Here is a 25,508-nt window from a genome sequence, read left to right on the forward strand (position 1 = left end):
GCCTCAAAGGGATGACGGCGCGATCCTGAGGCTGGCTTCGCTGGGTGACAATCGAAATCCGACGAGTAACACGACTTGTGCACAATTCACTAAGTTATTGTTTTTAGTGCGGAACTTAAGGTGTTTTGACCGGTCTTTAGCTACTTCGGACAGGCCGTTTTCTATGGAAAACGGCCTTTTTTGTGGGCGTTCGAAAAATAGGATCGTGAGAGCATGGCTGTGTGGGAACAAAGCTTGCTCGCGACCCAGGCGACTCTATCTCAGAAAGACCGCATCGCTTTCATCGCAGGCAAGCCTTGCTCCCACGTCAGGCCGACTTGGCCAGGATCAGTCCATTTTCGCTCGCCGCTTCCAGACGGATCGCGACGAATTTCGACGTTGGGGTATGGCTGCCGTCGCCCGTGCTTTCCAGTGGCACCAGTGGGTTCACTTCGGGGTAATAGGCTGCAGCCTGCCCGGCCGGAATGTCGAACGCCAGCAAGGTAAAGCCCTTGACCCGACGCTCGCGACCGTCTTCCCAGAGCGAGACGATGTCGGCTTTCTGACCCGGCTTGAAGCCCAGGCGAATGATGTCCGCTTCGTTGACGAACAACACATCACGCTGGCCCTTGACGCCGCGATAGCGGTCATCGAGGCCATAGATGGTGGTGTTGTACTGATCGTGGGAGCGCATGGACTGCATGATCAGATCGGGCAACTGGCCGGTGGCACGGGTGCGTTCATGCACAAGGTCCCTCGGCAACCGGTTGGGCTTGAAGTTGGCGCGGCCCGACGGGGTGTTCCAGCGCCGCGAACTGGCGCTGTTGCCCAGATAGAACCCACCCGGGTTTTTCAGCTTTTCGTTGAAGTCCTTGAAGCCGGGTACGGTATCGGCAATCAGATTGCGGATACGACGGTAGTCGGCCACCAGCCAGTTCCAGTCCACCGGACGGCTACCCAGCGTGGCGGCGGCGATGCCGGCGATAATCCAGGGTTCTGAGCGCATCTGGTTCGACAGCGGCTGCAACTGGCCCATGGAGGCATGCACCATGCTGAAGGAGTCTTCCACGGTCACCGCTTGCGCGCCTTCGGTTTGCAGGTCGATGTCGGTGCGGCCCAGGCACGGCAGGATCAGCGCGTCCTTGCCGTGAGCCAGATGGCTGCGGTTGAGCTTGGTGCTGATCTGCACCGTCAGGTCGCAATTGGCCAAAGCCTGGAACGTCCGATGGCTGTCCGGGGTGGCTTGGGCGAAGTTGCCGCCCAGGGCGATGAACACCTTTGCCTGGCCGTCGGCCATGGCGTGGATCGCCTCGACCACGTTGTGGCCGTTTTCACGCGGTACCTTGAACTGGAAGCGCCGCTCCAGCGCGTCGAGGAAGGCCGTCGGCGGACGTTCATTGATGCCCATGGTCCGGTCGCCCTGCACGTTGCTGTGGCCGCGCACCGGGCACAAGCCTGCGCCTGGCCGGCCAATGTTGCCGCGCAGCATCATCACGTTGGCGATTTCCTGGATGGTCGCCACTGAGTGACGGTGCTGGGTGATCCCCATCGCCCAGCACATGACCACGTTCTCGCTGTTGGCGTACATGCGCGCCGCCTGCTCGATTTCGACGAGGGTCAGGCCCGATTGCTCGACGATCTGTTCCCATGGCGTATCGTCGACGGCCGCCAGGTAGTCCAGCACGTTGGTGCTGTGCTCATTGAGGAACGCATGGTCGAATACCGCAGCCGCCCCGCTGTGCTGCGCGTCACGCTCCCATTGCAGCAGGAACTTCGCCATGCCGCGCAAGATCGCCATGTCGCCGCCCAGGGCCGGGCGGAAATACGCGGTGTTGGTCGGCTTATTGCCATTGGTGAGCATTTCGATGGGGCTCTGCGGATGCTGGAAGCGCTCCAGGCCACGCTCCTTGAGCGGGTTGATGCAGATCACTTGGGCGCCGCGTTTCACAGCCTCGCGCAATGGTTCGAGCATCCGCGGATGATTGGTGCCGGGGTTCTGGCCCCAGACGAAAATCGCGTCGGCGTGCTCGAAATCGTCGAAAGTCACCGTGCCCTTGCCCACGCCTACGCTCTGGGACAGCGCTACGCCGCTGGCTTCATGGCACATGTTCGAACAGTCGGGGAAATTGTTGGTGCCATAGGCGCGCACGAACAATTGATACAGGTAGGCCGCTTCGTTGCTGGCCCGGCCCGACGTGTAGAACTCGGCCTGGTTGGGGCTGGACAGCCCTTGCAGGTGCTTGCCGACCAGGGTGAACGCCGCTTCCCAACTGATGGGCTTGTAGCGGTCGGTTTCGGCGTCGTAGCGCATTGGCTCGGTCAGGCGACCCTGGTACTCGAGCCAGTAGTCGCTCTGCTCCAGCAGCGAGGTCACGCTGTGCTTGGCGAAAAATGCAGCATCGACGCGGCGTTTGGTGGCTTCCCAGTTCACGGCCTTGGCGCCGTTCTCGCAGAACTTGACCATGCCGCTTTCCGGAGAATCACCCCAAGCGCAGCCAGGGCAGTCAAAACCGCCATTCTGGTTGGTCTTGAGCATCATGCGGATGTTTTTCAGCGCGTTGTCGCTGGTCAACCAGGCCTGAGCGACACTGATCAGCGCACCCCAACCACCGGCCGGGCCCTTGTAAGGCTTGTAGCGTGGTACGGGTTTCTGGTCGGCTTGTTGATGATTGCTCACGGGTGTTTCTCCATCGCAGGGCTGTAGACCCGCGGCGCACTTTTTTGCGGCAGGTGGATGAGGTTGAGGTTGTGTTGGCGGGCCCATTGCACGGCGAGGCCGGTGGGCGACGACAGGCTGACCAGGGTCTGGATGCCGGCGCGCAGTACTTTCTGGATCAGTTCGAGGCTGCAACGGCTGGTGACGATCGCCACGCCGCCGGCCACCGGGACCTGTTGCCGGATCAGCGCGCCAATCAGCTTGTCGAGGGCGTTGTGTCGGCCAATGTCTTCGCGGCCCAGCAGCAATTCACCCTGGCCATTCATGAACAAGGCCGCATGCACCGCGCCGCAATGTTGGCCCAGGGGCTGGAACTGGCTGATACGGTCACGCAGGCCATCGAGCCATTGCGCCGCGGGCAGCGGTGCGCCGGGCAGCACCTTGAGGTTGGGCAAGGCCTGTTCCACCGCTTCCACGCCACACAACCCGCAGCCACTGGTGCCCGCTAACTGCCGGCGCTGCTGCTTGAGGTTCCAGAAGGCGCGGTTGGCGATGGTCACCTGGGCATAATGCGCCGAACCGGTGCCGCTCAGTTGCAGGTCATAGATGTCCGATGCGTCTTCAATGATGCCGCTGCCGAGGCTGAAGCCGACGATGAAGTCTTCAAGGTCGGTGGGGGTGACCAGCATGACCGCCTGGCTGATGCCGTTATAGGCAATCGCCAGCGCCACTTCCTCGGCCAGCGCGGTGCTGTCCGATTGGGCGTGGTCCAGATTGCAGTAGCGATAGCTCTGGCTGGCGGCCGGCGCGGATGTTTCCACCGCTGGCGCTGGACTGACCGGAGGCTTGTCGTTCATAGGCATCACTGAAAGTAGGAATAGTGTTAAGACTAAATGCGGCAATCTGCCACGTCTAATCGCTATTACTGATCTTCCAATAGATGACGTCGATCAAGAAGTCGTCGCTGATTTCTGATAGAGGGCGAAACATGCCTCGGCCAACGCCGAGCGGGGAGCGCCACGCCGCATGATCAAGCCCAGCGGGACGAGCGTCCGGGCGCTTTCAATGGGCTGGATGCGCAAGTCTTCGGTCAAGACGTCCAGGCCGCTGTCCAGGGGCATCACGGCGCAACACAGCCCGCCGTGCACAGCTTGTAACAATTGGTGCACCGCGTCGGTTTGCAACAGCGGTTGGGGCGTCAGACCCCGGCTGTGGAAGTTGTGGTCGATGGATTGGCGAAAATGCATGCCGCTGGTGAGCATGCCCAAGGGCAGTTCGATCAGCGCCTCCCAGCTCAGCGGTTGTTCACCGAAAAAGAAATAACGCTGGTCGTAAAGCAGGCCCATGCGGGTGGGGCTGAAGGGCAGGGCCTCGAAGCGTTCGTTGTCCAGGCGTTCCAGATAGGACACGCCCAGGTCGATGCGGTTGTTCGCCAACTGTTCGAGGATGTGTTCGGAGCTCAGGGAGGACAATTCGAAACGCAGGCTGGGGTGTTCGGTGTGCAGGCGCTGCATCATCGCCAGCGGGTCGAAGTCCGACAACGGCACCACGCCCAGGCGCAGCGTGCCCACCAGGTTGCCCCGACAGGCCGCCGCTTCGGCCTGCAACCCGTCATAGGCCGCCAGCACCATGCGCGCCCAGGCCAGTACCCGCTCTCCCGGCGCGGTGAAGCCTTCGAAACGCTGGCCCCGATTGACCAGCGGCAGGTCGAGTTCTTCTTCCAGGCTGCGCAAGCGCATCGACAGCGTCGGCTGGGTGATATGGCAGCGTGCGGCGGCTTGGCCGAAGTGACGGGTTTCGTCCAGCGCGATGAGAAATTTCAGCTGCTTGATGTCCATCTTCGCTCCAGGGCGCGGGAAGGTTCGGATTCTAGCGCTTGCGCGAGGCGGGGTCATTGGTCGGCTGGGAACCGGGTTCGTCTCGCCTGGTCTAGTCTTTGCGTCTGGACACTTAAATCAAGGAGCGTGTGCCATGAGTATCTTTAGCTTTGTGAAGGAAGCCGGTGAAAAGCTGATCGACCTGCTGACCCCCGGTAACGCCAATGCCAGCGAACAACTGAAAGCGCATATTGAAAAGGTCGGCCTGGGCAATCCGAACGTTCAGGCGACCGTCGAGGGCGACAAAGTCATCGTCACCGGTGAAGTGGCGAGCCAGGAAGAGAAGGAAAAGATCCTGTTGGCGGTCGGCAACATCGCCGGCGTCGGCAGTGTCGACGACCAGATCACCGTGACTGGCCCAGTGGCACAGGCGGCGCGTTTCGTGACCGTGAAGAAGGGCGACACCCTCAGCGCCATCGCCAAGGTCGAGTATGGCGACGCGAACAAGTACAACAAGATCTTCGAGGCCAACAAACCGATGCTGTCGCACCCGGACAAGATCTATCCGGGGCAGGTGCTGCGTATTCCCGAGTAGCTTTACCTGTGGCGAGGGAATTTATCCCCACTGGGCTGCGTAGCGGCCCCAAAAAAACAGGGTCGCTTCGCGCCCAGCGGGGATAAATCCCCTCGCCACAACAGCCTCAAAGCCCGACAAGCAGTTCCCTGTAATCCCCCAGCGCAGCGAATTCTCCCGTGTCCTTTGGCCCCTTGCGGCTATCCGGCTCGCTGACCGCCAACAGGTGCGCCACGCCGAAATCCCGGGCGCTGCGCAGCACCGGCAAGGTGTCGTCGATGAACAGGCTGCGGGCCGGGTCGAAATTCAGGTCGGCTTGCAGCGCGTCCCAGAATTGCGGATTTTCCTTGGGGAAACCGTAGTCGTGGGAACTGATCAAACGCTCGAAGTAGGGGGCCAGCTCGATGCGCTCCAGCTTCAGGGACAACGAGTCGCGGTGAGCGTTGGTGATCATCACCACGCGCTTGCCGGCCCGCTGGATCGCCGCCAGGAACGTATCGGCGTCCGGGCGCAAGGCGATCAGGTGCGCGGTTTCCAGCTTCAGTTCGCGCACCGGCAACTTCAGCTCGGCGCTCCAGAAATCCAAGCAATACCATTGCAACTGACCCGCGTTGCGCTCGAACAGCGGCTGCAGCTCCATCTCGGCCATCGCCCGGCTCACGCCATGCAATTGGGCGTAGCGCTGGGGCAGGTGTTCGAGCCAGAAATGGTTGTCGTAATGCAGGTCCAGCAGGGTGCCGTCCATGTCCAGCAGAACCGTATCGATCTCATGCCAGGGCAGCAAAACCATAAAACTTCTCCAGCGGTAATCGGATATCCGACACAAACAATCAGAATAGGCCGGGTATAGTAGCCCGCTATTGCCCAGGGAGCCGTTTATGCGCCAGAAACCCACCATACTCGATCGCCAGATCGTCGCTACCAGCCGTCTGTTCTGTGTGGAAGAACTGAAATTGCGGTTTTCCAATGGTGTGGAGCGTACCTATGAGCGTCTGGCGAGCAAGGGGGCGGGCTACGGCGCGGTGATGATCGTGGCGATGCTCGATGCCGACCACGCTGTGTTGGTGGAAGAGTATTGCGGGGGCACCGACGCCTACGAACTGTCCCTGCCCAAGGGCTTGATCGAGCCAGGGGAAGATGTACTGGCGGCGGCCGAGCGGGAGCTCAAGGAGGAGGCCGGTTTCGGTGCCCGCCAATTGGAACACCTGACCGAGTTGTCGTTGTCCCCCGGGTACATGAGCCAGAAGATCCAGGTGGTGCTGGCGACCGATCTGTATGAAGAACGGCTGGAGGGTGACGAGCCCGAGCCGATGCGCGTGGACAAGGTCAACCTGCGTGAGCTGTCGGCCCTGGCACAGAACCCGCAGTTCACGGAGGGCCGGGCCTTGGCAGCGCTGTACCTGGCCCGTGACCTGCTGACCCAGCGTGGAGCGTTCCTGTCATGACTTTTCCTTATTCGCTGATGGCCCCGGTCATCGAGCTGGCGCTCGAGGCCGGCGAGGCGATCCTGCCGTTCTGGCGCGCCAACGTGCAGGTCAACCACAAGGCCGACGAGTCGCCGGTGACTGCCGCGGACATGGCGGCCCACGATGTGATCGTGGCCGGGCTGGCGGCGCTGGCCCCGGATATTCCGATCCTCTCCGAAGAGGACGCCGACATTGCCCAAAGCGTGCGTGCCGGCTGGCAACGCTGGTGGTTGGTGGACCCGTTGGATGGCACCAAGGAATTCATTTCCGGCAGCGAAGAATTCACCGTCAACATCGCCTTGGTGGAGCAGGGCCGTGTCGTGTTCGGCGTGGTATCGATGCCCACCAATGGTCGCTTTTACGTGGGCGGCGCGGGCCTGGGGGCCTGGCGTGGCGACAAGGGCGGCGTGCCCTTGCCTATCGCGGTTCGTGACGTAGTGGCGCCGGGCGAAGCGTTCACCGTGGTCGCCAGTCGCCGGCACACCAGCCCCGCGCAGGAACGCCTGCTCAATGGCTTGAGCGCGAGCCTGGGCGAGCTGCAGTTGACCAGTATCGGCAGTTCGTTGAAGTTTTGCCTGGTGGCCGAAGGTGCGGCGGATTGTTACCCACGGCTGGCACCGACCTCCCAGTGGGACACTGCCGCTGCCCAGGGTGTATTGGAAGGAGCCGGTGGCGAGGTGCTGGACTTGAGCGGTGAACCGTTCTGTTACCCGCCACGGGAGTCGCTGCTCAATGCGTCGTTCCTGGCGTTGCCGGCGAAAGCCCCGTGGCGGGGCAGGTTACTGGAACTGGCCCGCTCTTAAGCCACCTCCGACACTCTGTGGCGAGGGGATTTATCTGTGGTGAGGGGATTTATCCCCGCTGGGCTGCGCAGCAGCCCCAAAAAACAGGGCCGCTGCGCAGCCCAACGGGGATAAATCCCCTCGCCACAAGGTTTTGCGGTGTTTTCCGACGTCAGCGGTGCAACACGTACTGCCCTTCGAACTGCACCGCCACTTCCTCGCTCCCAGCATTCATCACCCGCGTCTGCAACGACAGCCGCGCCCGTCCATAACGCCGGTAGGTGGCCAGGAAGCGTTTCCAGAGCTTCTCCTCGGGCGCATCGCAGACAACAGTCGCATCGCGGGTCACTGGCACCGGATAGCTGATCTGCCCCTCCTGAATCACGATATGCCCATCTTCGATGCCTTCCTCGCGCAGGGCCAGGTGCAGCCAGCCCCAGCCACCGAGTACCGCGCCGCAATACAGGCTGCCACCGAACATGGTGCTCTTGTGGTTGACGTTGGCCGCCAGCGGCAAGGACAGGCGCAGTTTCCGGGCCTGCCAATCGAGCACCTTGAGGCCCATGTCCCGGGTCAAGGGGATGTCGTGGTGCAGGATCGATTCCAGGTAACGGCTGTCGCGGTTCATTGCGGGGCCTCTTGCTTGACGGGGAAATGACGATAATTCAATCGGACTCATCGGCCGAACCCTGGCTGCTGTCGCCAAAGGTCAGGCCATGCTTGCGCAACTTGTCGTGCAGGGTCTTGCGGGGAATGCCCAGGGCTTCGGCCAGGCTGCGTACCGAGCTGTGGGGGCGGGCCAGTTCGGCGGCGATGAGGGTTTTCTCGAAGTTTTCCACCTGCTCGCTCAAGCCGCCGCTGACCAGTTCTACCGGTGCACCAGGGTTGCCATCGGGCGCGCTGTTGTCCAGGGCCAGTTCCAGGCCCAGGGCGAAACGCTCGGCGGCGTTCTGCAGTTCCCGGACGTTGCCCGGCCAGCTGTGGCGCAGCAGCAACGCCCGTTGGGCCGGCTGCAATTCGTGGGGCGGCAGGCCATGGCGGGTACTGGCCTCGTTGGCGAAATGCTGGAACAGCATCAGCGCATCCTCGCCGCGTTCACGCAAGGGCGGTATGCGCAGTGGTGCGACGTTCAGGCGGTAATACAGGTCGGCGCGAAAACGCCCTTGGTCGGCGGCCTGGCGCAGGTCTTCCTTGGTGGCGGCGATGACGCGGATATCCAGCGGGATCTGTTGGTTGCCCCCCAGTCGCTCCACCATGCGCTCTTGCAGCAGGCGCAGCAGCTTGACCTGGACATCCAGGCTCATGCTCTCGATTTCATCCAGGAACAGCGTGCCGCCGTTGGCGAACTCGAACTTGCCGATGCGGCGTTTCTGCGCGCCGGTAAAAGCACCGGGTTCGTGGCCGAACAGTTCGCTCTCCACCACCGACTCGGCAAGGGCTCCGGCGTTGATCGCCACGAAGGGGCCGTTGCGTCGGCCCGAGAGGTCGTGCAATGCACGTGCGACCACTTCCTTGCCGGCGCCGGTTTCACCGAGGATCAGCACATCGGCGCGGGTGGCGGCCAGTGCACCGATCTGCTCGCGCAGGCGCAGCATCGGGGACGATTGCCCGACCAGGCGGGCGCTGAGTTCATGGCGATCGCTCAGGGCCAGGCGCAGGCTGCGGTTGTCCAGCACCAGGCGGCGCAAGGCCAGGGCGCGGCGTACGCTGTCGAGCAGATGATCGCTGGGGAAAGGTTTTTCCAGGAAGTCGTAGGCCCCGGCGCGCATTGCCTGCACCGCCAGCGGCACGTCGCCGTGGCCGGTGATCAACAGCACCGGCAGTTCCGGGTCCTGGGCGTGGAGTTCGCCCAGCAGTTCGAGGCCGTCCATGCCGGGCATGCGAATATCACTGACCACCACGCCTGGCCAGTCACGGGGCAGTTGCCCGGCCACGCCCTTGGCTTCGGCCAGGGGCAGGATTTTCAGGCCGGCCAGGTCGAGGGTCTGGCTCAAGGCCTGACGTAGATGGGGATCGTCATCGATCAGCACCACCTCAATCCGGTTATCGATGGTCATACACTTCGGTCCTCGGACGGTTGCAGGCTCACCCCGGGCGCGCCGGCGCGCAGCTTCAGGGTGATCAGGGCGCCGCCTTCCTTGTGGTTGGCGAACGACAGTTCGCCGCCGAAGGCGCGCATCAGGGTGTCGCAGATCGCCAGCCCCAGGCCAAGGCCTTGGGTGCGCGTCTTGGTGGTGTAGAAAGGTTCGCCGGCGCGGCCCAGGGCTTCCATGCAAAAGCCCGGGCCGTTATCGCGGATGCACAGGTTGACGCCGGTATCGGTGGCCTGGGCACTGAGCCAGAGCTTGCGTGGCGGGCCCTTTTCGGTGAGCGCATCGAGGGCGTTGGCCAGCAGGTTGCCGAGTACCTGGCGCAGGCGGGTTTCGCCGGCTTCGACCCACAGCGTGGCGGCCGGCAGGTCGCGGATCAGTTCCACTTCCATGCTGCGTCGGCGTTTGGCCAGCAGCGCCAGGGCATCGTCCAGTGCCGGTTGCAGGGCGACGCTTTCCGGGGCATGGCGGTCGCGGCGGGCGAAGGCGCGCAGGTGGGCGATGATCGACGCCATGCGCCCGGTCAGTTCGCCGATCAGCTTGAGGTTGCCGCGGGCGTCTTCGGTGCGTTGGTGGTCGAGCAGGATCTCGGCGTTTTCGGCGTAGCTGCGGATTGCCGCCAGCGGCTGGTTGAGCTCATGGCTGATGCTCGCCGACATGGTTCCCAGGGCCGACAGCTTGCCGGCCTGCACCAGGTCGTCCTGGGCACGGACCAACTCCTGCTGCGCCTGCTCGCGCTCCAGCACTTCCTGCTTCAAGCGCCGGTTCAGCCCCTCCAGGTCACTGGTCCGTTCGGCCACCCGGCCCTCCAGTTCCTGTCGGGCCTTGGCTTCGAAGGCGATCCGATCCAGGTAATGGCGCCGGCGTTGCATCATCAACCCGAGCAACAGCATCAAGACCAGCAATGCCGCGCCACCGATGGCGACCACGGTGCGCACCGGCCGATCGATCAACGTGCGCGGGGCAAGAATGCTCACGCTCCAGCCGGTCTCTTCGATGGACTGGGTCTGGGGCAGCCAGGCGTTGGCGTCCAGGTTCAGCGGCTTGGGGTCGCGGGTAGGATAAGGTTGCACCGCGCTGATGGCCTTGCGCTCGTCGTCACTCAACGGCCGGGTCGCGCGAAACCGCCATTCCTGGCGCGACGTGAGGATGACCACGCCGTTGTGGTCGGTCACCAGCAACTGTTCCGGGGTCTTGCCCCACAGGCTCTCGGTGTGGTCGAGGTCGACCTTGACCACCAGCACGCCGATGACTTTTTCGCGCTCGCGAACGGCGGCGGCGAAGAAATAACCGCGCTTGGCGGACGTAGTGCCCAGGCCGAAGAAGCGCCCCAGGCGCCCGGCCATGGCTTCGATGAAGTACGGTCGGAAGGCGAAGTTGCGTCCGACGAAGGTGTCGTGTTTGTCCCAGTTCGACGCGGCCAGGGTCTTGCCGGAAGGGTCCATCAGGTACATGACTTCGGCACCGGTCTGGGTGCTGATGTTTTTCAGCAGCCGGTTGGCGTTGCCTTGGGTCACGCCGTCGTCCGGGGCCGACAAGGCAGCGCGCAAGGCCGGCAGCTCGCCGAGAATCTGTGGCAAGACCTCATAGCGGTGCAGCGTGCCCAGCAGGTTGGCAACGTAAAGGTCCAGTGTCTGGCGGTTCTGGCCAGCCAGTTCACTGCGGTAATAACGTTCGGCCAGGTGCTCCAACGGCCACAGCAACGGCGCCAGGCACAGCGCGAGCAAGGCCAGGCTGCGCCAACGGGGTCTGCGGGGAAGGGTGGAATTCATGAGCATGGGGCGCCTGTGGTGACAGGCGTATTATGCCTAGTTGCCCCGCAAATACTATTTGTAAGGCCGTACTAGGTTTGTCCGGCCAGGCACTGCTGCAACGCGCTTCGCCAGTCGGGCTGGCTCACCGCCCATTCCTTGAACAGGCGGGTGCAGTCCAGGCGCGAGTTCAACGGTCGAGGGGCCGGCGTCGGGTAATCGCTGGACGCAATGGGCTCCAGCAGCGCGCACGGCTTGTGCCGCTCGAGCAGGTTTTCGCCGATGGCCTGGGCGAAACCGAACCAGGAGGTTTCGCCCCGGGCCGTCAGGTGATAGGTGCCCCAGGCTCCGGCCTGACCGGCCTGCCAGTGCTCGATCAGTTGCGCAGTGCTGTCGGCAATGGTGCCCGCCCAGGTCGGTGCGCCAATCTGATCGGCCACCACCCGCAGTTGCGGTTTTTCCTGCAACAGGCGCTGCATGGTCAGCAGGAAATTGCGGCCTTCGGTGGAGTACACCCAACTGGTGCGCAGAATCAGGTGCTGGCCGCCAGCCTCGCGGATGGCATTTTCGCCGGCCAGTTTGCTACGTCCGTAGACGCTCAGCGGGTGGGTTGGGTCGTCCTCGGTGTAGGGGGCGGGCTTGAGACCATCGAAGACGTAGTCGGTGGAGTAGTGAATCAACGGGATGCCCAGCTCGACCGCCGTCCGGGCCAGGATGCCCGGTGCCGTGGCATTGATGGCGAACGCCTGTTCCGGCTCGCTCTCGGCCTGGTCGACGGCCGTGTGAGCAGCGGCGTTGACGATCAGCCCGGGCCTCAGGGCCTCGATAGGGGCACGCAGGGCGTCCGCTTGCGCCAGGTCGAGCTGGTCGCTGCCGCATACGAGCAACTCGCCCATGCCGTTCAGGCGCGACTGGAGTGCCCGGGAAACCTGGCCATTGCGGCCGATGATCAGGATGCGCAAGGGAGCATTCATGGGAACAGGTCTGCCTCGTGCAAGGCCTTGCCGTTCTGGTCCTTGGCCGAGAGGATCGGCGCGCCGTCCAGTTCCCAATCGATGGCCAGTTGTGGATCGTCCCAGCGAATGCAGCGTTCGGCCGAGGGTGCGTAGTAATCGGTGGTCTTGTAGAGAAAGTCCGCCGATTCGCTCAGCACGACGAAGCCGTGGGCAAATCCCGGTGGCACCCACAACTGGCGATGGTTCTGCGCCGAGAGGCGAACGCTTGCCCATTGGCCGAAGGTCGGCGAGCTGCGGCGAATGTCCACGGCGATATCCAGCACTTCACCGGCCGTGACGCGTACCAGTTTTCCCTGGGCCTGTTCGATCTGATAGTGCAGGCCCCGCAGCACGCCCCGGGTGGAGCGTGAATGGTTGTCCTGGACGAACTGCAGGGTGCAGCCGGTCGCCTCGGCGAACGCCCGGGCATTGAAGCTTTCGTAGAAAAAGCCCCGATCGTCACCGAAGACTTTCGGTTCGATGATCAGGACCTCCGGCAAACGGGTGGCGATAACGTTCAACGTGTTTCTCCGGCGATCTTGAACAGGTATTGGCCGTAGCCGGTCTTGCCAAAATACTGGGCGCGCTCAAGGATGTGCTCGCGGCTGACCCAACCCTGTTGGTAGGCAATTTCTTCCAGGCAGGCCACTTTCAGGCCTTGGCGATGTTCGATGGTCTGCACGTACTGCGAGGCTTCCAGCAGGCTGTCGTGGGTGCCGGTGTCCAGCCAGGCGAAACCGCGGCCGAAGCGCTCGACATGCAGGTCGCCGCGTTGCAGGTAGGCATTGTTGACGTCGGTGATTTCCAGTTCGCCGCGTTTGGATGGCTTGATGGCCTTGGCGATCTCGATCACGTCGTTGTCGTAGAAATACAGGCCGGTCACTGCGTAGCTGGATTTAGGTGCGGTGGGCTTTTCTTCGATGGACATTGCCCGCCCATCCGAGTCGAAGTCGATCACGCCAAATCGCTCGGGGTCCTTGACCCAGTAGCCGAACACCGTCGCGCCACTTGGGCGGTTGATGGCCGTCTGCAATTGTTCGCCGAAATACTGGCCGTGGAAAATGTTGTCGCCGAGGATCAGGCACACCGGGTCGCTGCCGATGAATTGCTCGCCGATCAGGAATGCCTGGGCCAAGCCATCGGGCGACGGTTGCTCGGCGTAGCTGAACTGCACGCCAAACTGGTGGCCGTCGCCCAGCAGGTTGCGGTATTGCGGCAGGTCCTGGGGAGTGGAAATCACCAGGATGTCCTTGATGCCCGCGAGCATCAGCACCGAGATCGGGTAATAAATCATTGGTTTGTCGTAAATCGGCAAGAGCTGCTTGGACACCCCGAGGGTAATCGGGTGCAGGCGGGTGCCGGAACCGCCGGCCAGAACAATACCCTTCATCATGCAATTGAATCCTTGTTGTCGAGCGAGCCCAGGCGCTCGCCCTGATAACTGCCGTCCTGGACACGTTGGCACCACAGCAGGTTTTCGAGGTACCACTGCACCGTCTTGCGCAGTCCGGTCTCGAAGGTTTCCCGAGGTGTCCAGCCCAGTTCCCGTTCGATCTTGCTGGCGTCGATGGCGTAGCGCAGGTCATGGCCGGGGCGATCCTGGACGAAGCTGATCAGGTCGGCATAGTGCTCGACGCCTTCGGGTTTGCGTGGCGCCAGCTCTTCGAGCAGCGCGCAGATGCTGCGCACCACGTCGATGTTCTTCTGCTCGTTGTGCCCGCCAATGTTGTACGTCTCGCCGACCGCGCCCTGGGTGACGACTTTGAGCAGCGCTCGGGCATGGTCTTCGACGAACAGCCAGTCGCGCACTTGCTGGCCGTTGCCGTAGACCGGCAGCGGTTTACCCGCCAGCGCGTTGAGGATCACCAGGGGAATCAGCTTCTCGGGGAAGTGAAACGGCCCGTAGTTGTTGGAGCAGTTGGTCAACAGCACGGGCAAACCGTAGGTGCGTTGCCAGGCGCGGACCAGGTGGTCGGACGCCGCCTTGCTCGCCGAGTACGGGGAGCTTGGGGCATAGGCGGTGGTTTCGGTGAACAGGTCATCCACGCCGTGCAAGTCGCCATACACTTCATCGGTGGAGATGTGGTGGAAGCGAAACGCGCGCTTCTGTGGCTCGGCCAACGTCTGCCAATAGGCACGTGTGGCCTCCAGCAGGCTGTAGGTGCCCACGATGTTGGTCTGGATGAAGTCCGCCGGGCCATCGATGGAGCGGTCCACATGGGACTCGGCCGCCAAGTGCATGATGGCATCGGGCTTGAATCGCGCGAGCAGCGCACTGACGGTCGCTTGATCGACAATATCGGCCTGGACGAACTCGTAGCGGCTGTCGTGATCGACGCTGCTCAGCGACTCGAGATTGCCAGCGTAGGTCAGCTTATCGAGGTTCAGGACCTGGTGCTCGGTCTCGAGAATCAAGTGCCGTATGAGTGCCGAGCCGATGAAGCCAGCACCGCCAGTGATGAGAATGCGCATCCAAGTTAAGCCTTTTTTCCGTGGGACGACAAAGCATAGGAGCATAGCTTGTCGGCATGGCGGGAGCGGTGCAAGCAATATCCCATGGACACACCCTCGACAGCTTTCCAGGCGGCTGTGCATATATTTGAACAGTAGGGGTTGCTTATCCCCTGACTCAGTGGCGAGATAGGCATCCGAACAAAACCACCTCAGGGGTCATGTATGCCACTCGCTACGTTGGTTCATCGCGCCAGTTTGCCAAGCCCACAGATCAGCGCCGAGCAAGCGCTGGTGCTGCTGCGCTCGAATTACGGACTCAGCGGCGACCTGCGACCCCTTGGCAGCAACCAGGACCTCAACTACCGCGTCGACAGCGAGCGCGGGCGCTTTGTGTTGAAAATTTGCCACGGTGACTACGCGATCCAGGAAATCCAGGCCCAACATGCCGCCCTCAAGCAGTTGGCCGGGCACGACACGGTGAAAGTGCCGCGAGTGATGTCGGCCAGCAACGGGCAGGACCTGCTGACATTGGACGTCAACGGCCAAGCGATTCACATGCGCCTGCTGGAATACATCGACGGCCAGTCCCTCACGCAACTCAAGCACCTGACGCCCGAGCTGGTGACCGGTCTGGGCCGCCTGTGTGCGGAAATGGACCTGGCCCTGGCGACATTCGACCACCCGGGCCTGGAGCGCACCCTGCAGTGGGACGCGCGCCATGCGCCGGCCCTGGTCGAGTACCTGTTGCCTGTCATCGAGGATGAACAACGGCGCCATCTGGTCGCCGAGGTCGCGCTACAGGCCGAGCGGCGCTTGCTGCCGCTCAAGGCCAGCCTGCCGGTGCAGGCGATCCACATGGACATCACCGATGACAACGTGGTCTGGCAGCGCGATGCCCAGCGCCAATGGCAATTGCAGGGCGTCATCGATTTCGGCGACCTGGTCCGTACCTGGCGCATCACTGACTTGTCGGTAACGTGCGCAGCCCTGTTGCATCACGCCGACGGCGATCCGTTCTTCATCTTGCCGGCGATCCAGGCCTACCACGCGGTCAACCCCTTGCAACGCCAGGAGCTGCTGGCCCTGTGGCCGCTGATCGTGGCGCGCGCCGCGGTCCTGGTGCTCAGCGGTGAGCAGCAGGTTTCCATCGACCCGGACAACCAATACAGCCGTGACAACCTGGCCCATGAGTGGGAGATTTTCCGCGTCGCCCATTCGGTGCCCTTCGAACTGATGGAAGCGGCCATTCTGACTGCCGTCGGTCATAGCCTGCCGGCCATTGCCAGCGACGGCTTTGCACCGCTGTTGCCGACCCTGGTAGGGCGTGAGTTCGCCTTGATTGACCTGGGGGTGTTGAGCCCGCATTTCGAAGCCGGCAATTGGGAACAGCCGGGGATCGACCAGCGACTGCTGGAGGAAGCCGCCGGGGTTCACGGCCTGGCCGCCAGCCGCTACGGGCAGTACCGCTTGTCTCGCACCCGGCCGGACAGTGCCGTCGAACCCGACACTTATCCCTTGCACGTGGCGTTGAGTGTTCCCCAAGGCACGCCCCTCGAATCGCCGTTCGCCGGGGTCGTGCACAAGACTGCCGATGGCATGTTGCAACTGGACAGTGCGCAGTTGAGCGTGCGGTTGTGGGGGGTGACATCGCCGTTGCATTCCGGTGCGGCGTTGGTCAAGGGGCAGGTGCTGGGCGACGTGACGGGGCCGCTGCGGGTCCAGTTGTGCCGCGGCGCCCAGGTGAATCCGCCGCTGTTCTGCACGCCCTCCAGGGCCCAGGCCTGGCAGGCGCTGTGTCCTTCGCCGGCGGTGCTGCTGGGGCTGGCGTGCGATGCCGAGCCGGAGATCGATCCCGAGGCGCTGCTGGCCCGTCGCGATGCGAGCTTCGCCCGTTCGCAGAAACACTATTACGTCGATCCGCCGCGCATCGAGCGCGGCTGGCGCAACCACCTGATCGACATGCAAGGTCGTTCGTACCTGGACATGCTCAACAACGTCGCCGTGTTGGGCCACGGCCATCCACGCATGGCGGCGGTGGCTGCCCGGCAATGGTCGCTGCTCAATACCAACTCGCGTTTCCACTACGCGGCGATCGCCGAGTTTTCCGAGCGCCTGCTGGCGCTGTCGCCGTCCAACATGGACCGGGTGTTCCTGGTCAACAGCGGCACCGAGGCCAACGACCTGGCAATCCGCCTGGCCTGGGCCTACAGCGGCGGACGGGACATGCTCAGCGTGCTGGAGGCCTACCACGGTTGGTCGGTGGCCGCCGATGCGGTGTCGACCTCCATCGCCGACAACCCCCAGGCCCTGAGCAGCCGTCCCGACTGGGTGCACCCGGTGACCGCACCGAACACCTATCGCGGCGAATTCCGTGGCCCCGACAGTGCGCCGGACTACGTGCGCAGTGTCGAGCACAATCTGGCGAAAATTGCCGAGAGCAAGCGTCAGCTCGCCGGCTTCATCTGCGAGCCGGTGTACGGTAACGCCGGTGGGATCGCACTGCCGCCCGGCTACCTGCAGCAGGTCTACGCGATGGTGCGCGAGCGCGGTGGAGTTTGCATCGCCGATGAGGTGCAGGTCGGTTACGGGCGCATGGGTGAGTTTTTCTGGGGCTTCGAAGAACAAGGCGTGGTGCCGGACATCATCACCATGGCCAAGGGCATGGGCAACGGCCAGCCACTGGGCGCGGTGATCACCCGCCGGGAAATCGCCGAGGCGCTGGAGGCCGAGGGGTACTTCTTCTCGTCGGCCGGTGGCAGTCCGGTCAGTTGCCAGATCGGCATGGCGGTGCTGGATGTCATGGAGGAAGACAACCTCTGGGAAAACGCCCGGGTGGTTGGCGGGCATTTCAAGGCTCGGCTGGAGGCCTTGATCGACCAGTATCCGTTGGTCGGCGCGGTGCACGGTTCCGGGTTCTACCTGGGCGTGGAGCTGATCCGCGACCGCGAAACCCTGGAGCCGGCCACTGAAGAAACCACGGCGCTGTGCAATCGCTTGCGTGAGCTCGGGATTTTCATGCAACCGACGGGCGACTACCTGAACATCCTCAAGATCAAGCCGCCGATGGTCACGACCCGCCAGAGCGTGGACTTTTTCGTGGATATGTTGACTAAGGTGTTGGAGGAAGGGTTGTAACCACCGAGGGGCATACACATCCTCCTGCGGGAGTGAGCCTGCTCGCGATAGCGGTAGCCAGACGACTACGAATCGGTTGGAAAATCGTATCGCGAGCAGGCTCGCTCTCACAGGGTTTAATATCGATTTTTGTCGATGTTTTTAGCCTTTTTTTCATGGTTCTCATGGCTTTGTACTTTAAAAGCCGATTTTTATCGCTTATAAAGTCCACGCAGCACGCCATACGTGCGTTTCCTCTTTTTCGCATTGCTCTCTGGAGTCCTGATTCATGACAACGTTGCACAGCACTGCGCGTGCGGATGGTTTCCACATGCCTGCCGAATGGGCGACTCAGACCCAGGTCTGGATGATCTGGCCTGAGCGCCCGGACAACTGGCGCCTGGGCGGCAAGCCCGCCCAGGCTGCTCACGTGGCGGTCGCCAAGGCCATTGCCCGCTTTGAACCCGTAACCGTGGCGGTGTCGGCAGCCCAATACGAAAATGCCCGGGCGCGCCTGGACGTGCCGAATATCCGCCTGGTGGAAATGTCCAGCGACGACGCCTGGGTCCGCGACACCGGCCCGACGTTCGTGATCAATGACAGCGGCGAAGTGCGCGGCATCGATTGGGATTTCAACGCCTGGGGCGGGTTTGACGGCGGCCTGTACGCGCCGTGGAACCGTGATTCGCAAGTGGCCGGCAAGATTCTGGAGATCGAACGCAGCCCGCGTTATCGCACGGAAGGTTTTGTGCTCGAGGGCGGGTCGATCCACGTGGATGGCGAAGGCACGGTGATCACCACCGAGGAGTGCCTGCTCAACCGCAATCGCAACCCGCACATGAGCCGTGAGGAAATCGAGGCGGTGCTCAGCGCGCAATTGGCGGTGGACAAGATCATCTGGTTGCCGGACGGTCTGTTCAATGATGAAACCGACGGCCATGTGGATAACTTCTGCTGCTACGTACGGCCTGGCGAAGTCCTGCTTGCCTGGACCGATGACCCGCAAAACCCGAACTACACTCGCTGCCAGGCGGCGATGAACGTCCTGCAAAACAGCACTGATGCCAAGGGACGCCCGTTCACAGTGCACAAAATGCCGATCCCGGGGCCGCTGTATGCCACCGAAGAGGAATGCGCGGGTGTGGATGCGGTGGAGGGTTCCCAGGAGCGTAATCCGAGCGTGCGGCTGGCCGGTTCCTATGTGAACTTCCTGATCGTCAACGGCGGCATCATCGCGCCCAGTTTTGACGACCCGCTGGATGCCCAGGCCAGGGATATCCTGCAGAACCTGTTCCCAGAGCACGAAGTGGTCATGGTGCCAGGGCGCGAACTGTTACTGGGGGGTGGGAATATCCATTGCCTTACCCAACAGCAGCCGGCGCCCCACGTAAAATGAGTGGCGATGTAACAGCCTGCTGAGAGCGCCTGCACCGGTTCTGAATGGGCGATTTTGGATCCATCCCGGCAAGCCCGCGGCCCGATTGGGCCGTGGGTTTTTTTATGCCTGTTCATACGTGAGCGTGAACACATTGGCATAGCTCTTGTATTGGATCAGTAGCAGTTCCGGGGAGTGGAGCTGAGTTGTTTTGTCATAAACCTTGGATAAATTAGCCGCTCATCAACCAGGAGAGGGCGCTGGAATGAATATGACAAGCGAGCGCACATGCCATCCCTTGGCCGTAAATGGTGAGTCGCTTAAAGCCTTGGCGCAGTGGTTGAAGTCCAACGGAACGCGTCAGATCAGAGAACCTGATCCGCGCCGGATGATCGTTGAGCGCTACCCCGCTGGCCTGTTCAGTGAGGCTGAGCTGGAAGCGTTGTGGGATGTAATGCAAGGATAGAATTCGACGGATTGATAAAAAGCGCTGGCCGTGATGGCAGCGCTTTTTTTGTGTCCGAAGGATCTATGGACTGATACAGACCCTGTGGGAGCGGGCTTGCTCGCGAAAGCGGTGTGTCAGTCACTGTATATATAGCTGACCCGACGTCTTCGCGAGCAAGCCCGCTCCCACAGGACATTCGAACGATCCGTGAAACAGATTGAAAGCCATTCCAGCGTTTTTCCGCAGCGCTCCCAAGACTATCCTGCTGCCATCCAAACCCCATGGTTAGCGGAGTCCCCCATGACCACCCTTCATTACATCTACGACCCGCTGTGTGGCTGGTGCTACGGCGCCAAACCGCTGGTGCAGGCCGCCCGGGCGGTGCTGCCGGTGATCGCCCATGGCGGCGGCATGATGACCGGAGCCAATCGCCAGCAGGTCTCGCCGCAATTGCGCAATTACGTGATGCCCCACGACCGGCGGATCGCTGAATACTCCGGGCAGCCATTTGGCGAGGCCTATTTCGAAGGTTTGCTGCGAGACCACAGCGCCGTGTTCGATTCGACGCCGCCGACGGCCGCCATCCTCGTTGCCGAACAGCTCGGCGGCCACGGCCTGCAATTGCTCGGGCACCTGCAAACCGCACACTACGTCGAAGGCCGGCGCATCGCTGACGAAGCCGTCCTGCTGGAACTTGCGCAATCCATTGGCCTGCCGGCCCAGGCGTTCCTGGAGGCGTTCAGAACGGTTGATGTGCAAGGGCACATCAAGGCCAGTCGAACCTTGCTGACCCAGGTCGGCGGCCAGGGCTTCCCAACCTTGGCCTTGGAGCGGGATGGCCAGTTCACGCTGATCGACATCGGCCCCTGGCTCGGCAAGCCCGAGGCATTTGCCCAATGGCTGACGCAAACCTTCCCGGTGCAGGCCGCCACTCCGTCCGTGGCCTGCGGTCTGGAGGGTTGTTCGTTTTGATCGATTCTTAGATTTTTTCCGCCTAATTACAGACGATTCACGAAATTGACACACCGATGAGGGCGAGACTAGGATTCGTCCTACGCCTGTGGCTGACAGCCATGACTCTTAAATAATAAAAAGGCCCGACACGATCAGACGTGGGCGGGCCTTTTCATTATTTTCAGGAGCAAGAGTCCGAAAAAGAGCGCAAAAGCGCCATTTCGGCTGCTCGCCACGGTGCGTATCAACCCGTACAAGGAAAAATAATCATGTTGAACAAACGCATTAGTTTGATCGCACTGGGGATCTTGAGCACGACACACGCCATGGCCAACGATCAGGCGGAGTCAAAAGGGTTCGTTGAAGATAGCAGCTTGAAAGTGCTGTTGCGCAACGCTTATATCAATCGCGACTATAAAGATGGCAACCAGGACAAGGCCGAGTGGGGCCAGGCGGCCATCGGTACGTTCTCGTCCGGTTTCACCCAGGGCACGGTGGGCGTGGGTGTAGATGCCTTTGGCCTGTACGCGTTGCGTCTGGACGGCGGCAAGGGCCGTAGTGGTGCGCAAGGCATCGATTTCTTCAAGCAAGGCGACAGCGGCAACGCGGCCGATGACTTGTCCAAGTTCGGTGCGGCGGTCAAGTTCCGCGTCTCCAATACCGTACTGGCCTACGGTGACCAGATGCCGGCCCTGCCGGTGCTGAGCTATGACAACTCGCGCCTGTTGCCGGAAAGCTATACCGGCACGCTGATCACCTCCAAGGAGATCAAGGGCCTGGAACTCAATGCCGGCCGTTTCACCGCTGAATCGCGCAAGAGCGCCGAAGGCCGCGACAGCGGTGGCCTGAAGTCGATCAACGTCTTGGGCGGCAGCTATCAGTTCACCGAGCAGTTCAAGGCTTCGCTCTACGCCTCGGATGTCGAGGACGTATTAAAGAAGCAATACGTGAACGCCAACTATGTGTTCCCGCTGGCCAAGGATCAGTCCCTGACCTTGGACTTCAACGGTTATCGCACCAAGCTGGACAACAGCTACGTTCGCGAAAACAACGTCACCGGCGACGACAACAAGATCTGGAGCCTGGCCGCCACCTTCGCCACCGGCCCGCACAGCTTCACGCTCGCCCACCAGCGCAGCACCGGCGACAGCAACCTGGGCTACGCCTACGGTGGCTATCAGCGTGGGCAGAATCGTGTGGGGGATGGTGGCAACACGATCTACCTGGCCAACTCCTACTGGTCCGACTTCAACGCCGAGGATGAGCGCAGCTGGCAGTTGGGCTATGGCCTGGACTTCACCACCTTCGGCGTACCGGGCCTGACCTATAACGTTGCTTATGTGCGTGGCGATAACATCACCACGTCCACCAGCGAAGGCGGTACCGAGCGCGAGATCTTCAACCAGTTCAAGTACGTGGTCCAGAACGGCCCGGCCAAGGACTTGAGCGTCAGGTTGCGCAGCTCTGTGTTGCGGGTGTCGCAGAAGTCCAGCGAGTACAACGTCAGCGGCAATGAGCTGCGGGTGTTCGTGGATTACCCGATCAGCGTCTTCTGATGCCTGAACAGGTAACAAGCGTATAGAACCGTGGCGAGGGAGCTTGCTCCCGCTGGGCTGCGCGGCACCCTTGTGGTGTGAGCGCTGCGTACTCAAGTGGGGCTACCCTCTCGCCACGACTGATTCATACCTGGGAAGTGAATCGCGCTACGACGCCGAACTCGGGTCTTTTTGGCTTTTGGCGCAAGAAAAGCCACTGAAATCGCCTGTTTTCCCTAGAAAAAGTCGCAATCATGTCATGTTGTCCACCGTTTCAAGCGCCGCTTGAAATGCCTCAAATACTTTCTCATGGACGTAAATCCTGCACCTACTAGATTAGGCCGCTCAATGCAGTGGAGACCTATGAAAAATGATCGTTCTGAACAGGGAAGTGGGCGAAGCGCTGAGACGTGACAAATACGTCAACGTTCGCGGTGGGGACTTCAACCTCTACGGTCATTTCGGCGATTTTGTCCGGCTGACCAAGAGCTGGGAAAACATGGAGCCCGACAGTTACTACGGCCAGGCCGAGTCAGGCATGCGTTTTCGTCGCTACAGCGACTTCGAGTACAACCCGACGACCCGCGAACTCACGCAACTCGAGCACCGGGCCTACGTTCAGTCCAAGGCCAACAACAGCTATGTCGGCGGACTGGAGCGGCACTTCGAGGACTTCTCCAACGAAGTGATCAATTCGCCGGTGATGCGCAGCCTGATCGACACGGACTTCGAGGTATACAAGCACGTCCTGCCACAGGAACTGCACGATGAAATCTGGCAGTGCCAGATCCATCAGATCCGCATCGAGATCAAGCCGGGCAAACAGCTGGAAATTACCCCCGAAGGGATTCACTGCGACGGCTATCCGTTCAGCGGCGTGCATTTCTGGGGCCGCCATAATGTGGCGGGCGCGGAGAGCCGCTTGTACACCGCCCAGGAAGAACAACTGGCGGCGACCACTTACGAGGACATCCTCGACACCACGTTCTTCCTGGATCGCGACATGCGTCATTACGTGACCCCGGCTCGCAACACCCATAGCCATGAGATGGCGTACCGGCAGATCCTGGCCATTTCCTTCTCGCGGCCCGGGACCGCTTTCGACATTGTTCGCTGAACAGCTCGAACCCATGGACGATTCGACGCAGCAGGTCCTGTTGCGTCGGGCCATGGTCCGGGACGCCGAGCGACTGGAGCGGTTCTTTCGCGGTTTCGACGAAGTGTCGTTCTGCGAATGGCAGGACGCCCGATTCTTGCGCGGTGTGTTGTTGCAGGACACCACCACCGCGTACCTGGCCATCGATGCGAACGGCGAGGTGGTGGGCGCGGTGATCGGCGGCATGCTCGGTACCCGCGGCACGATCAATCACCTGGCGGTCAGCCCGCAGCATCGCACCAAGGGCCTGGGCCAGCGCCTGGTCGAGGCCGCATCGGCTGATATGAAGCGGGTAGGCGTCTTGCGCATGTTCCTTTTTGTCGACGATGCTAATCTGGCCGGCAAGCGTTTCTGGGCCGCCCAGGGGTTCTGTGAACCCCGGGGTGAAATCACCTTCGAGAGGGATTTATGAACAAGACTTCCAGCCAGCCGCTGGCGGTCGAACCACAAGCCTCGCGTACCTTTGCTGAAGCCAGTCCGGTGGTAGCGGGTTATTTCACGGTTTCGTTTGTGTTCGGTCTGATGGCGGTCAACGCCGGGCTGCCCCTGTGGTTGCCGGTAGCGATGTGCCTGTTCGTTTACGCGGGCGCTTCACAATTCGCGGCGCTGGCGTTGATTTCCAGCGGTGCCTCGCTGACCACCATCGTACTGACCACATTCCTGATCAATGCCCGGCACATGCTGATGTCGGTCTACATGGCCAAGGCCTTGCGTGCACTGGGTCTCAGTCGTTTCGAACGCTGGTGCTACGCGGCGGGGCTGACGGACGAGTCGTTCGCTTTCCACAGCGTCAAGCTTGGCAGCGGGGCACCGGTGAGCGTGCGCTACCTGGTTGGCTTCAACCTGTTCTGCCACACCTCCTGGGTGCTCGGTGGCTTGCTGGGCGCGGTGTGCGCGCAATACGCGGCGCACCTCATCAAATACCAGCTCGACTATGCCCTGACAGCGATGATGCTCTATGTGCTGGTTTCGTTGTGCGACACCCGCAACAAACTGATCGCGGCCCTGGCGGCTGTCGTCTGCATGGGCGGGCTGAGCCTGCTGGGCAGTTCGCCGTTCAACGTCTTCATTGCCACGTTCGTTGGCTGCGGGGTGGGCGTATGCCTGACCAAACGTTCCTGATCCTGGTCGTGGTCCTGATGATGGCCGTGACCTTCCTGCCGCGGGCCCTGCCGTTGCAGATCAATACCGACCACTGGCCGCCCTTCGTTGCCCGTGCCCTGGAATACCTGCCAGTGGCGATCGTCGCTGCCATCAGCCTGACCCCGTTGTTGATCAAGGACCAGCAGATACAACTCGATCGCCCTGAGTTTTATGCCGCGATTCCGACGCTGTTATGTGCGTATTTCAGCCGCAATCTGTTTCTCAGTGTGGCGCTGGGCACGGCGGCGTACATCGCGCTCGGTTCGCTCCTGTAGGGTCAGGTCCACCACATCGTGAAGCGCCTGCGTGGACAGCTCGGGATTGTTCACCGCCAGGCGGACCTCGAGGAAATCCTCGAAGTCGGGGAAAATCGCCAGGTCATTGCGCAGCGCTGCTTCCCGGGACACCAGCCCCAGGCCATCGAGCTGCGTGATCAACGACAGCGTCAGCGTCTCGCTGCAGGAATACACCATGCGTTGGCTCGACCCGTATTCACCCAGGCCAGCGTCGAGAAAGCGCAGGAAACTGTGGGAATACGGACACTCTTCTGCCGGACGAACCTGAAACTTGTCTCCGAGCAGGCCAAGGGAGTCGTCCTCGTCGCCACAATGGGCACCGACCACCTGAACCTGCACGTCCGGCATGGTGATGCTGGTAAAACCGCTCTGTTGCTGCCCAATCAGGATCGCCAGGTCAAAATCTTCGTTCCTGAGCTTGCTCAGGTTCTCCATCGACTCGGCGTAGCTGAATTCCAGCTGATACTGGGGGAACACGGCGATCAACCGATCGATCATCCGTCGGTTGAACTCTGCCGGCAGGGTGGTGTTGAGCGCCACCTTGAGCGTGCGCTGTCGCGGTGTCTTGAGCGCCGCGACTTTTTCTTCCAATTGCCGGGTGGCCTTCAGCACCTGATCCATGAAGGGGGTCAGTTCCGAGCCTTGGCTCGTCAACGTCAGGCCCTTGTTCGAGCGCCGGAACAGCCGGAAACCGAACTGCTCCTCGACCTTGTTCAACTGCGCCGCCAATGCCTGCACCGTGAGGCACGAATGTTCGGCCGCTGCCGACAACGAGCCGGTCTGCACGATACGCATGAGGTTGCGTAGGGTTCTGCTATCCATGAGGTAATGCCCTCTGCTTAAGTGGGCTCGCTATTGTTGTGCACCTGAGCCGGGCCAGGTGGCCATGCTGGCTATCATCATGCACCTTGCCGCGCTTGTCG

Annotated in this window: 24 protein-coding genes; 12 read left to right on the plus strand and 12 right to left on the minus strand. The window is 61.8% G+C overall.

All coding sequences use genetic code 11. The features are described 5' to 3' along the window. Window positions 1-307: 307 nt before the first annotated feature. The 3 genes from ACMTA2_RS02555 to ACMTA2_RS02565 all read right to left on the minus strand — a co-directional run bounded on the left by ACMTA2_RS02555 (window position 308) and on the right by ACMTA2_RS02565 (window position 4,473). A complete protein-coding gene (locus tag ACMTA2_RS02555; RefSeq protein ID WP_413793588.1) occupies window positions 308-2,656 on the minus strand; it encodes an FdhF/YdeP family oxidoreductase in 2,349 nt (782 codons plus the stop codon). Further along, window positions 2,653-3,492 (minus strand): formate dehydrogenase accessory sulfurtransferase FdhD, encoded by an 840-nt coding sequence (gene fdhD / locus ACMTA2_RS02560; protein WP_413793589.1) that lies wholly within the window; start codon window positions 3,490-3,492, stop codon window positions 2,653-2,655. The genes ACMTA2_RS02555 and fdhD overlap by 4 nt, the downstream gene beginning before the upstream one ends. A 93-nt stretch (window positions 3,493-3,585) precedes the next feature. Further along, window positions 3,586-4,473, minus strand: coding sequence for a LysR family transcriptional regulator (locus ACMTA2_RS02565; RefSeq protein WP_413793590.1), 888 nt, complete (start codon window positions 4,471-4,473; stop codon window positions 3,586-3,588). A gap of 133 nt (window positions 4,474-4,606) precedes the next feature. On the opposite strand from ACMTA2_RS02565, the gene lysM reads away from it, so the two are divergent. Beyond that, window positions 4,607-5,047 carry a peptidoglycan-binding protein LysM gene (gene lysM / locus ACMTA2_RS02570; RefSeq protein WP_413793591.1) on the plus strand — a complete coding sequence of 147 codons (441 nt, stop codon included), beginning with the start codon at window positions 4,607-4,609 and terminating at the stop codon, window positions 5,045-5,047. 106 nt (window positions 5,048-5,153) lie between these two features. Here the strand turns inward: lysM and yrfG are convergent, their stop codons facing one another. Beyond that, the gene (gene yrfG, locus ACMTA2_RS02575) at window positions 5,154-5,816 is read right to left on the minus strand and encodes a GMP/IMP nucleotidase (RefSeq protein ID WP_413793592.1); all 663 of its coding nucleotides are present in this window, start codon (window positions 5,814-5,816) and stop codon (window positions 5,154-5,156) included. An 88-nt stretch (window positions 5,817-5,904) separates the two neighbouring features. On the opposite strand from yrfG, the gene nudE reads away from it, so the two are divergent. Together nudE and cysQ are read left to right on the plus strand one after the other, a co-directional pair. Further along, on the plus strand, window positions 5,905-6,471 hold the full coding sequence (gene nudE, locus ACMTA2_RS02580; RefSeq protein ID WP_003196729.1) for an ADP compounds hydrolase NudE: 567 nt from the start codon (window positions 5,905-5,907) through the stop codon (window positions 6,469-6,471). Continuing rightward, window positions 6,468-7,295 (plus strand): 3'(2'),5'-bisphosphate nucleotidase CysQ, encoded by an 828-nt coding sequence (gene cysQ / locus ACMTA2_RS02585; RefSeq protein WP_413793593.1) that lies wholly within the window; start codon window positions 6,468-6,470, stop codon window positions 7,293-7,295. Before nudE ends, cysQ begins: the two co-directional genes overlap by 4 nt. A gap of 151 nt (window positions 7,296-7,446) precedes the next feature. Here the strand turns inward: cysQ and ACMTA2_RS02590 are convergent, their stop codons facing one another. From ACMTA2_RS02590 to rfbB, 7 genes are all read right to left on the minus strand, one after another. Further along, window positions 7,447-7,902 carry a YiiD C-terminal domain-containing protein gene (locus ACMTA2_RS02590; protein WP_413793594.1) on the minus strand — a complete coding sequence of 152 codons (456 nt, stop codon included), beginning with the start codon at window positions 7,900-7,902 and terminating at the stop codon, window positions 7,447-7,449. 37 nt (window positions 7,903-7,939) lie between these two features. Next, a complete protein-coding gene (locus tag ACMTA2_RS02595) occupies window positions 7,940-9,331 on the minus strand; it encodes a sigma-54-dependent transcriptional regulator (protein WP_413793595.1) in 1,392 nt (463 codons plus the stop codon). Further along, the gene (locus tag ACMTA2_RS02600; protein ID WP_413793596.1) at window positions 9,328-11,136 is read right to left on the minus strand and encodes a sensor histidine kinase; all 1,809 of its coding nucleotides are present in this window, start codon (window positions 11,134-11,136) and stop codon (window positions 9,328-9,330) included. Before ACMTA2_RS02600 ends, ACMTA2_RS02595 begins: the two co-directional genes overlap by 4 nt. 71 nt (window positions 11,137-11,207) lie before the next feature. Next, window positions 11,208-12,089, minus strand: a complete 882-nt coding sequence (gene rfbD / locus ACMTA2_RS02605; protein WP_413793597.1) for a dTDP-4-dehydrorhamnose reductase — start codon at window positions 12,087-12,089, stop codon at window positions 11,208-11,210. Next, window positions 12,086-12,631 carry a dTDP-4-dehydrorhamnose 3,5-epimerase gene (gene rfbC / locus ACMTA2_RS02610; RefSeq protein ID WP_413793598.1) on the minus strand — a complete coding sequence of 182 codons (546 nt, stop codon included), beginning with the start codon at window positions 12,629-12,631 and terminating at the stop codon, window positions 12,086-12,088. Before rfbC ends, rfbD begins: the two co-directional genes overlap by 4 nt. Continuing rightward, window positions 12,628-13,503 (minus strand): glucose-1-phosphate thymidylyltransferase RfbA, encoded by an 876-nt coding sequence (gene rfbA / locus ACMTA2_RS02615; protein ID WP_413793599.1) that lies wholly within the window; start codon window positions 13,501-13,503, stop codon window positions 12,628-12,630. Before rfbA ends, rfbC begins: the two co-directional genes overlap by 4 nt. Beyond that, a complete protein-coding gene (gene rfbB / locus ACMTA2_RS02620) occupies window positions 13,500-14,582 on the minus strand; it encodes a dTDP-glucose 4,6-dehydratase (RefSeq protein ID WP_413793600.1) in 1,083 nt (360 codons plus the stop codon). Before rfbB ends, rfbA begins: the two co-directional genes overlap by 4 nt. A gap of 204 nt (window positions 14,583-14,786) precedes the next feature. Between rfbB and ACMTA2_RS02625 the strand changes: the two genes are divergently transcribed. The 9 genes from ACMTA2_RS02625 (at window position 14,787) to ACMTA2_RS02665 (ending at window position 24,564) form a co-directional block, all read left to right on the plus strand. Next, the gene (locus ACMTA2_RS02625) at window positions 14,787-17,699 is read left to right on the plus strand and encodes an aminotransferase (RefSeq protein ID WP_413793601.1); all 2,913 of its coding nucleotides are present in this window, start codon (window positions 14,787-14,789) and stop codon (window positions 17,697-17,699) included. A gap of 268 nt (window positions 17,700-17,967) precedes the next feature. Beyond that, the gene (aguA, locus tag ACMTA2_RS02630) at window positions 17,968-19,074 is read left to right on the plus strand and encodes an agmatine deiminase (protein WP_413793602.1); all 1,107 of its coding nucleotides are present in this window, start codon (window positions 17,968-17,970) and stop codon (window positions 19,072-19,074) included. A 244-nt stretch (window positions 19,075-19,318) separates the two neighbouring features. After that, window positions 19,319-19,519 carry a hypothetical protein gene (locus ACMTA2_RS02635; protein ID WP_413793603.1) on the plus strand — a complete coding sequence of 67 codons (201 nt, stop codon included), beginning with the start codon at window positions 19,319-19,321 and terminating at the stop codon, window positions 19,517-19,519. Between the two features lie 282 nt (window positions 19,520-19,801). Continuing rightward, window positions 19,802-20,473 (plus strand): DsbA family protein, encoded by a 672-nt coding sequence (locus tag ACMTA2_RS02640; protein ID WP_413793604.1) that lies wholly within the window; start codon window positions 19,802-19,804, stop codon window positions 20,471-20,473. Window positions 20,474-20,724: 251 nt separating this feature from the next. Continuing rightward, window positions 20,725-22,011, plus strand: a complete 1,287-nt coding sequence (locus ACMTA2_RS02645; RefSeq protein ID WP_413793605.1) for an OprD family porin — start codon at window positions 20,725-20,727, stop codon at window positions 22,009-22,011. 349 nt (window positions 22,012-22,360) lie between these two features. Then, window positions 22,361-23,107: a 2OG-Fe dioxygenase family protein gene (locus ACMTA2_RS02650; RefSeq protein WP_413793606.1), complete on the plus strand. Its 747-nt coding sequence runs from the start codon at window positions 22,361-22,363 to the stop codon at window positions 23,105-23,107. A 13-nt stretch (window positions 23,108-23,120) separates the two neighbouring features. Continuing rightward, window positions 23,121-23,558: a GNAT family N-acetyltransferase gene (locus ACMTA2_RS02655; protein WP_413793607.1), complete on the plus strand. Its 438-nt coding sequence runs from the start codon at window positions 23,121-23,123 to the stop codon at window positions 23,556-23,558. After that, window positions 23,555-24,268: an AzlC family ABC transporter permease gene (locus tag ACMTA2_RS02660; protein ID WP_053117411.1), complete on the plus strand. Its 714-nt coding sequence runs from the start codon at window positions 23,555-23,557 to the stop codon at window positions 24,266-24,268. Before ACMTA2_RS02655 ends, ACMTA2_RS02660 begins: the two co-directional genes overlap by 4 nt. Then, a complete protein-coding gene (locus ACMTA2_RS02665) occupies window positions 24,247-24,564 on the plus strand; it encodes an AzlD domain-containing protein (protein ID WP_122565219.1) in 318 nt (105 codons plus the stop codon). Before ACMTA2_RS02660 ends, ACMTA2_RS02665 begins: the two co-directional genes overlap by 22 nt. On the opposite strand, the gene ACMTA2_RS02670 is transcribed toward ACMTA2_RS02665, so the two are convergent. Continuing rightward, on the minus strand, window positions 24,481-25,407 hold the full coding sequence (locus ACMTA2_RS02670; protein ID WP_413793608.1) for a LysR family transcriptional regulator: 927 nt from the start codon (window positions 25,405-25,407) through the stop codon (window positions 24,481-24,483). The genes ACMTA2_RS02665 and ACMTA2_RS02670 overlap by 84 nt on opposite strands. Window positions 25,408-25,508: the final 101 nt, after the last annotated feature.

It is taken from the genome of Pseudomonas medicaginis, from assembly GCF_965119365.1.
In the GTDB taxonomy this organism is placed as follows: Bacteria; Pseudomonadota; Gammaproteobacteria; order Pseudomonadales; family Pseudomonadaceae; genus Aquipseudomonas.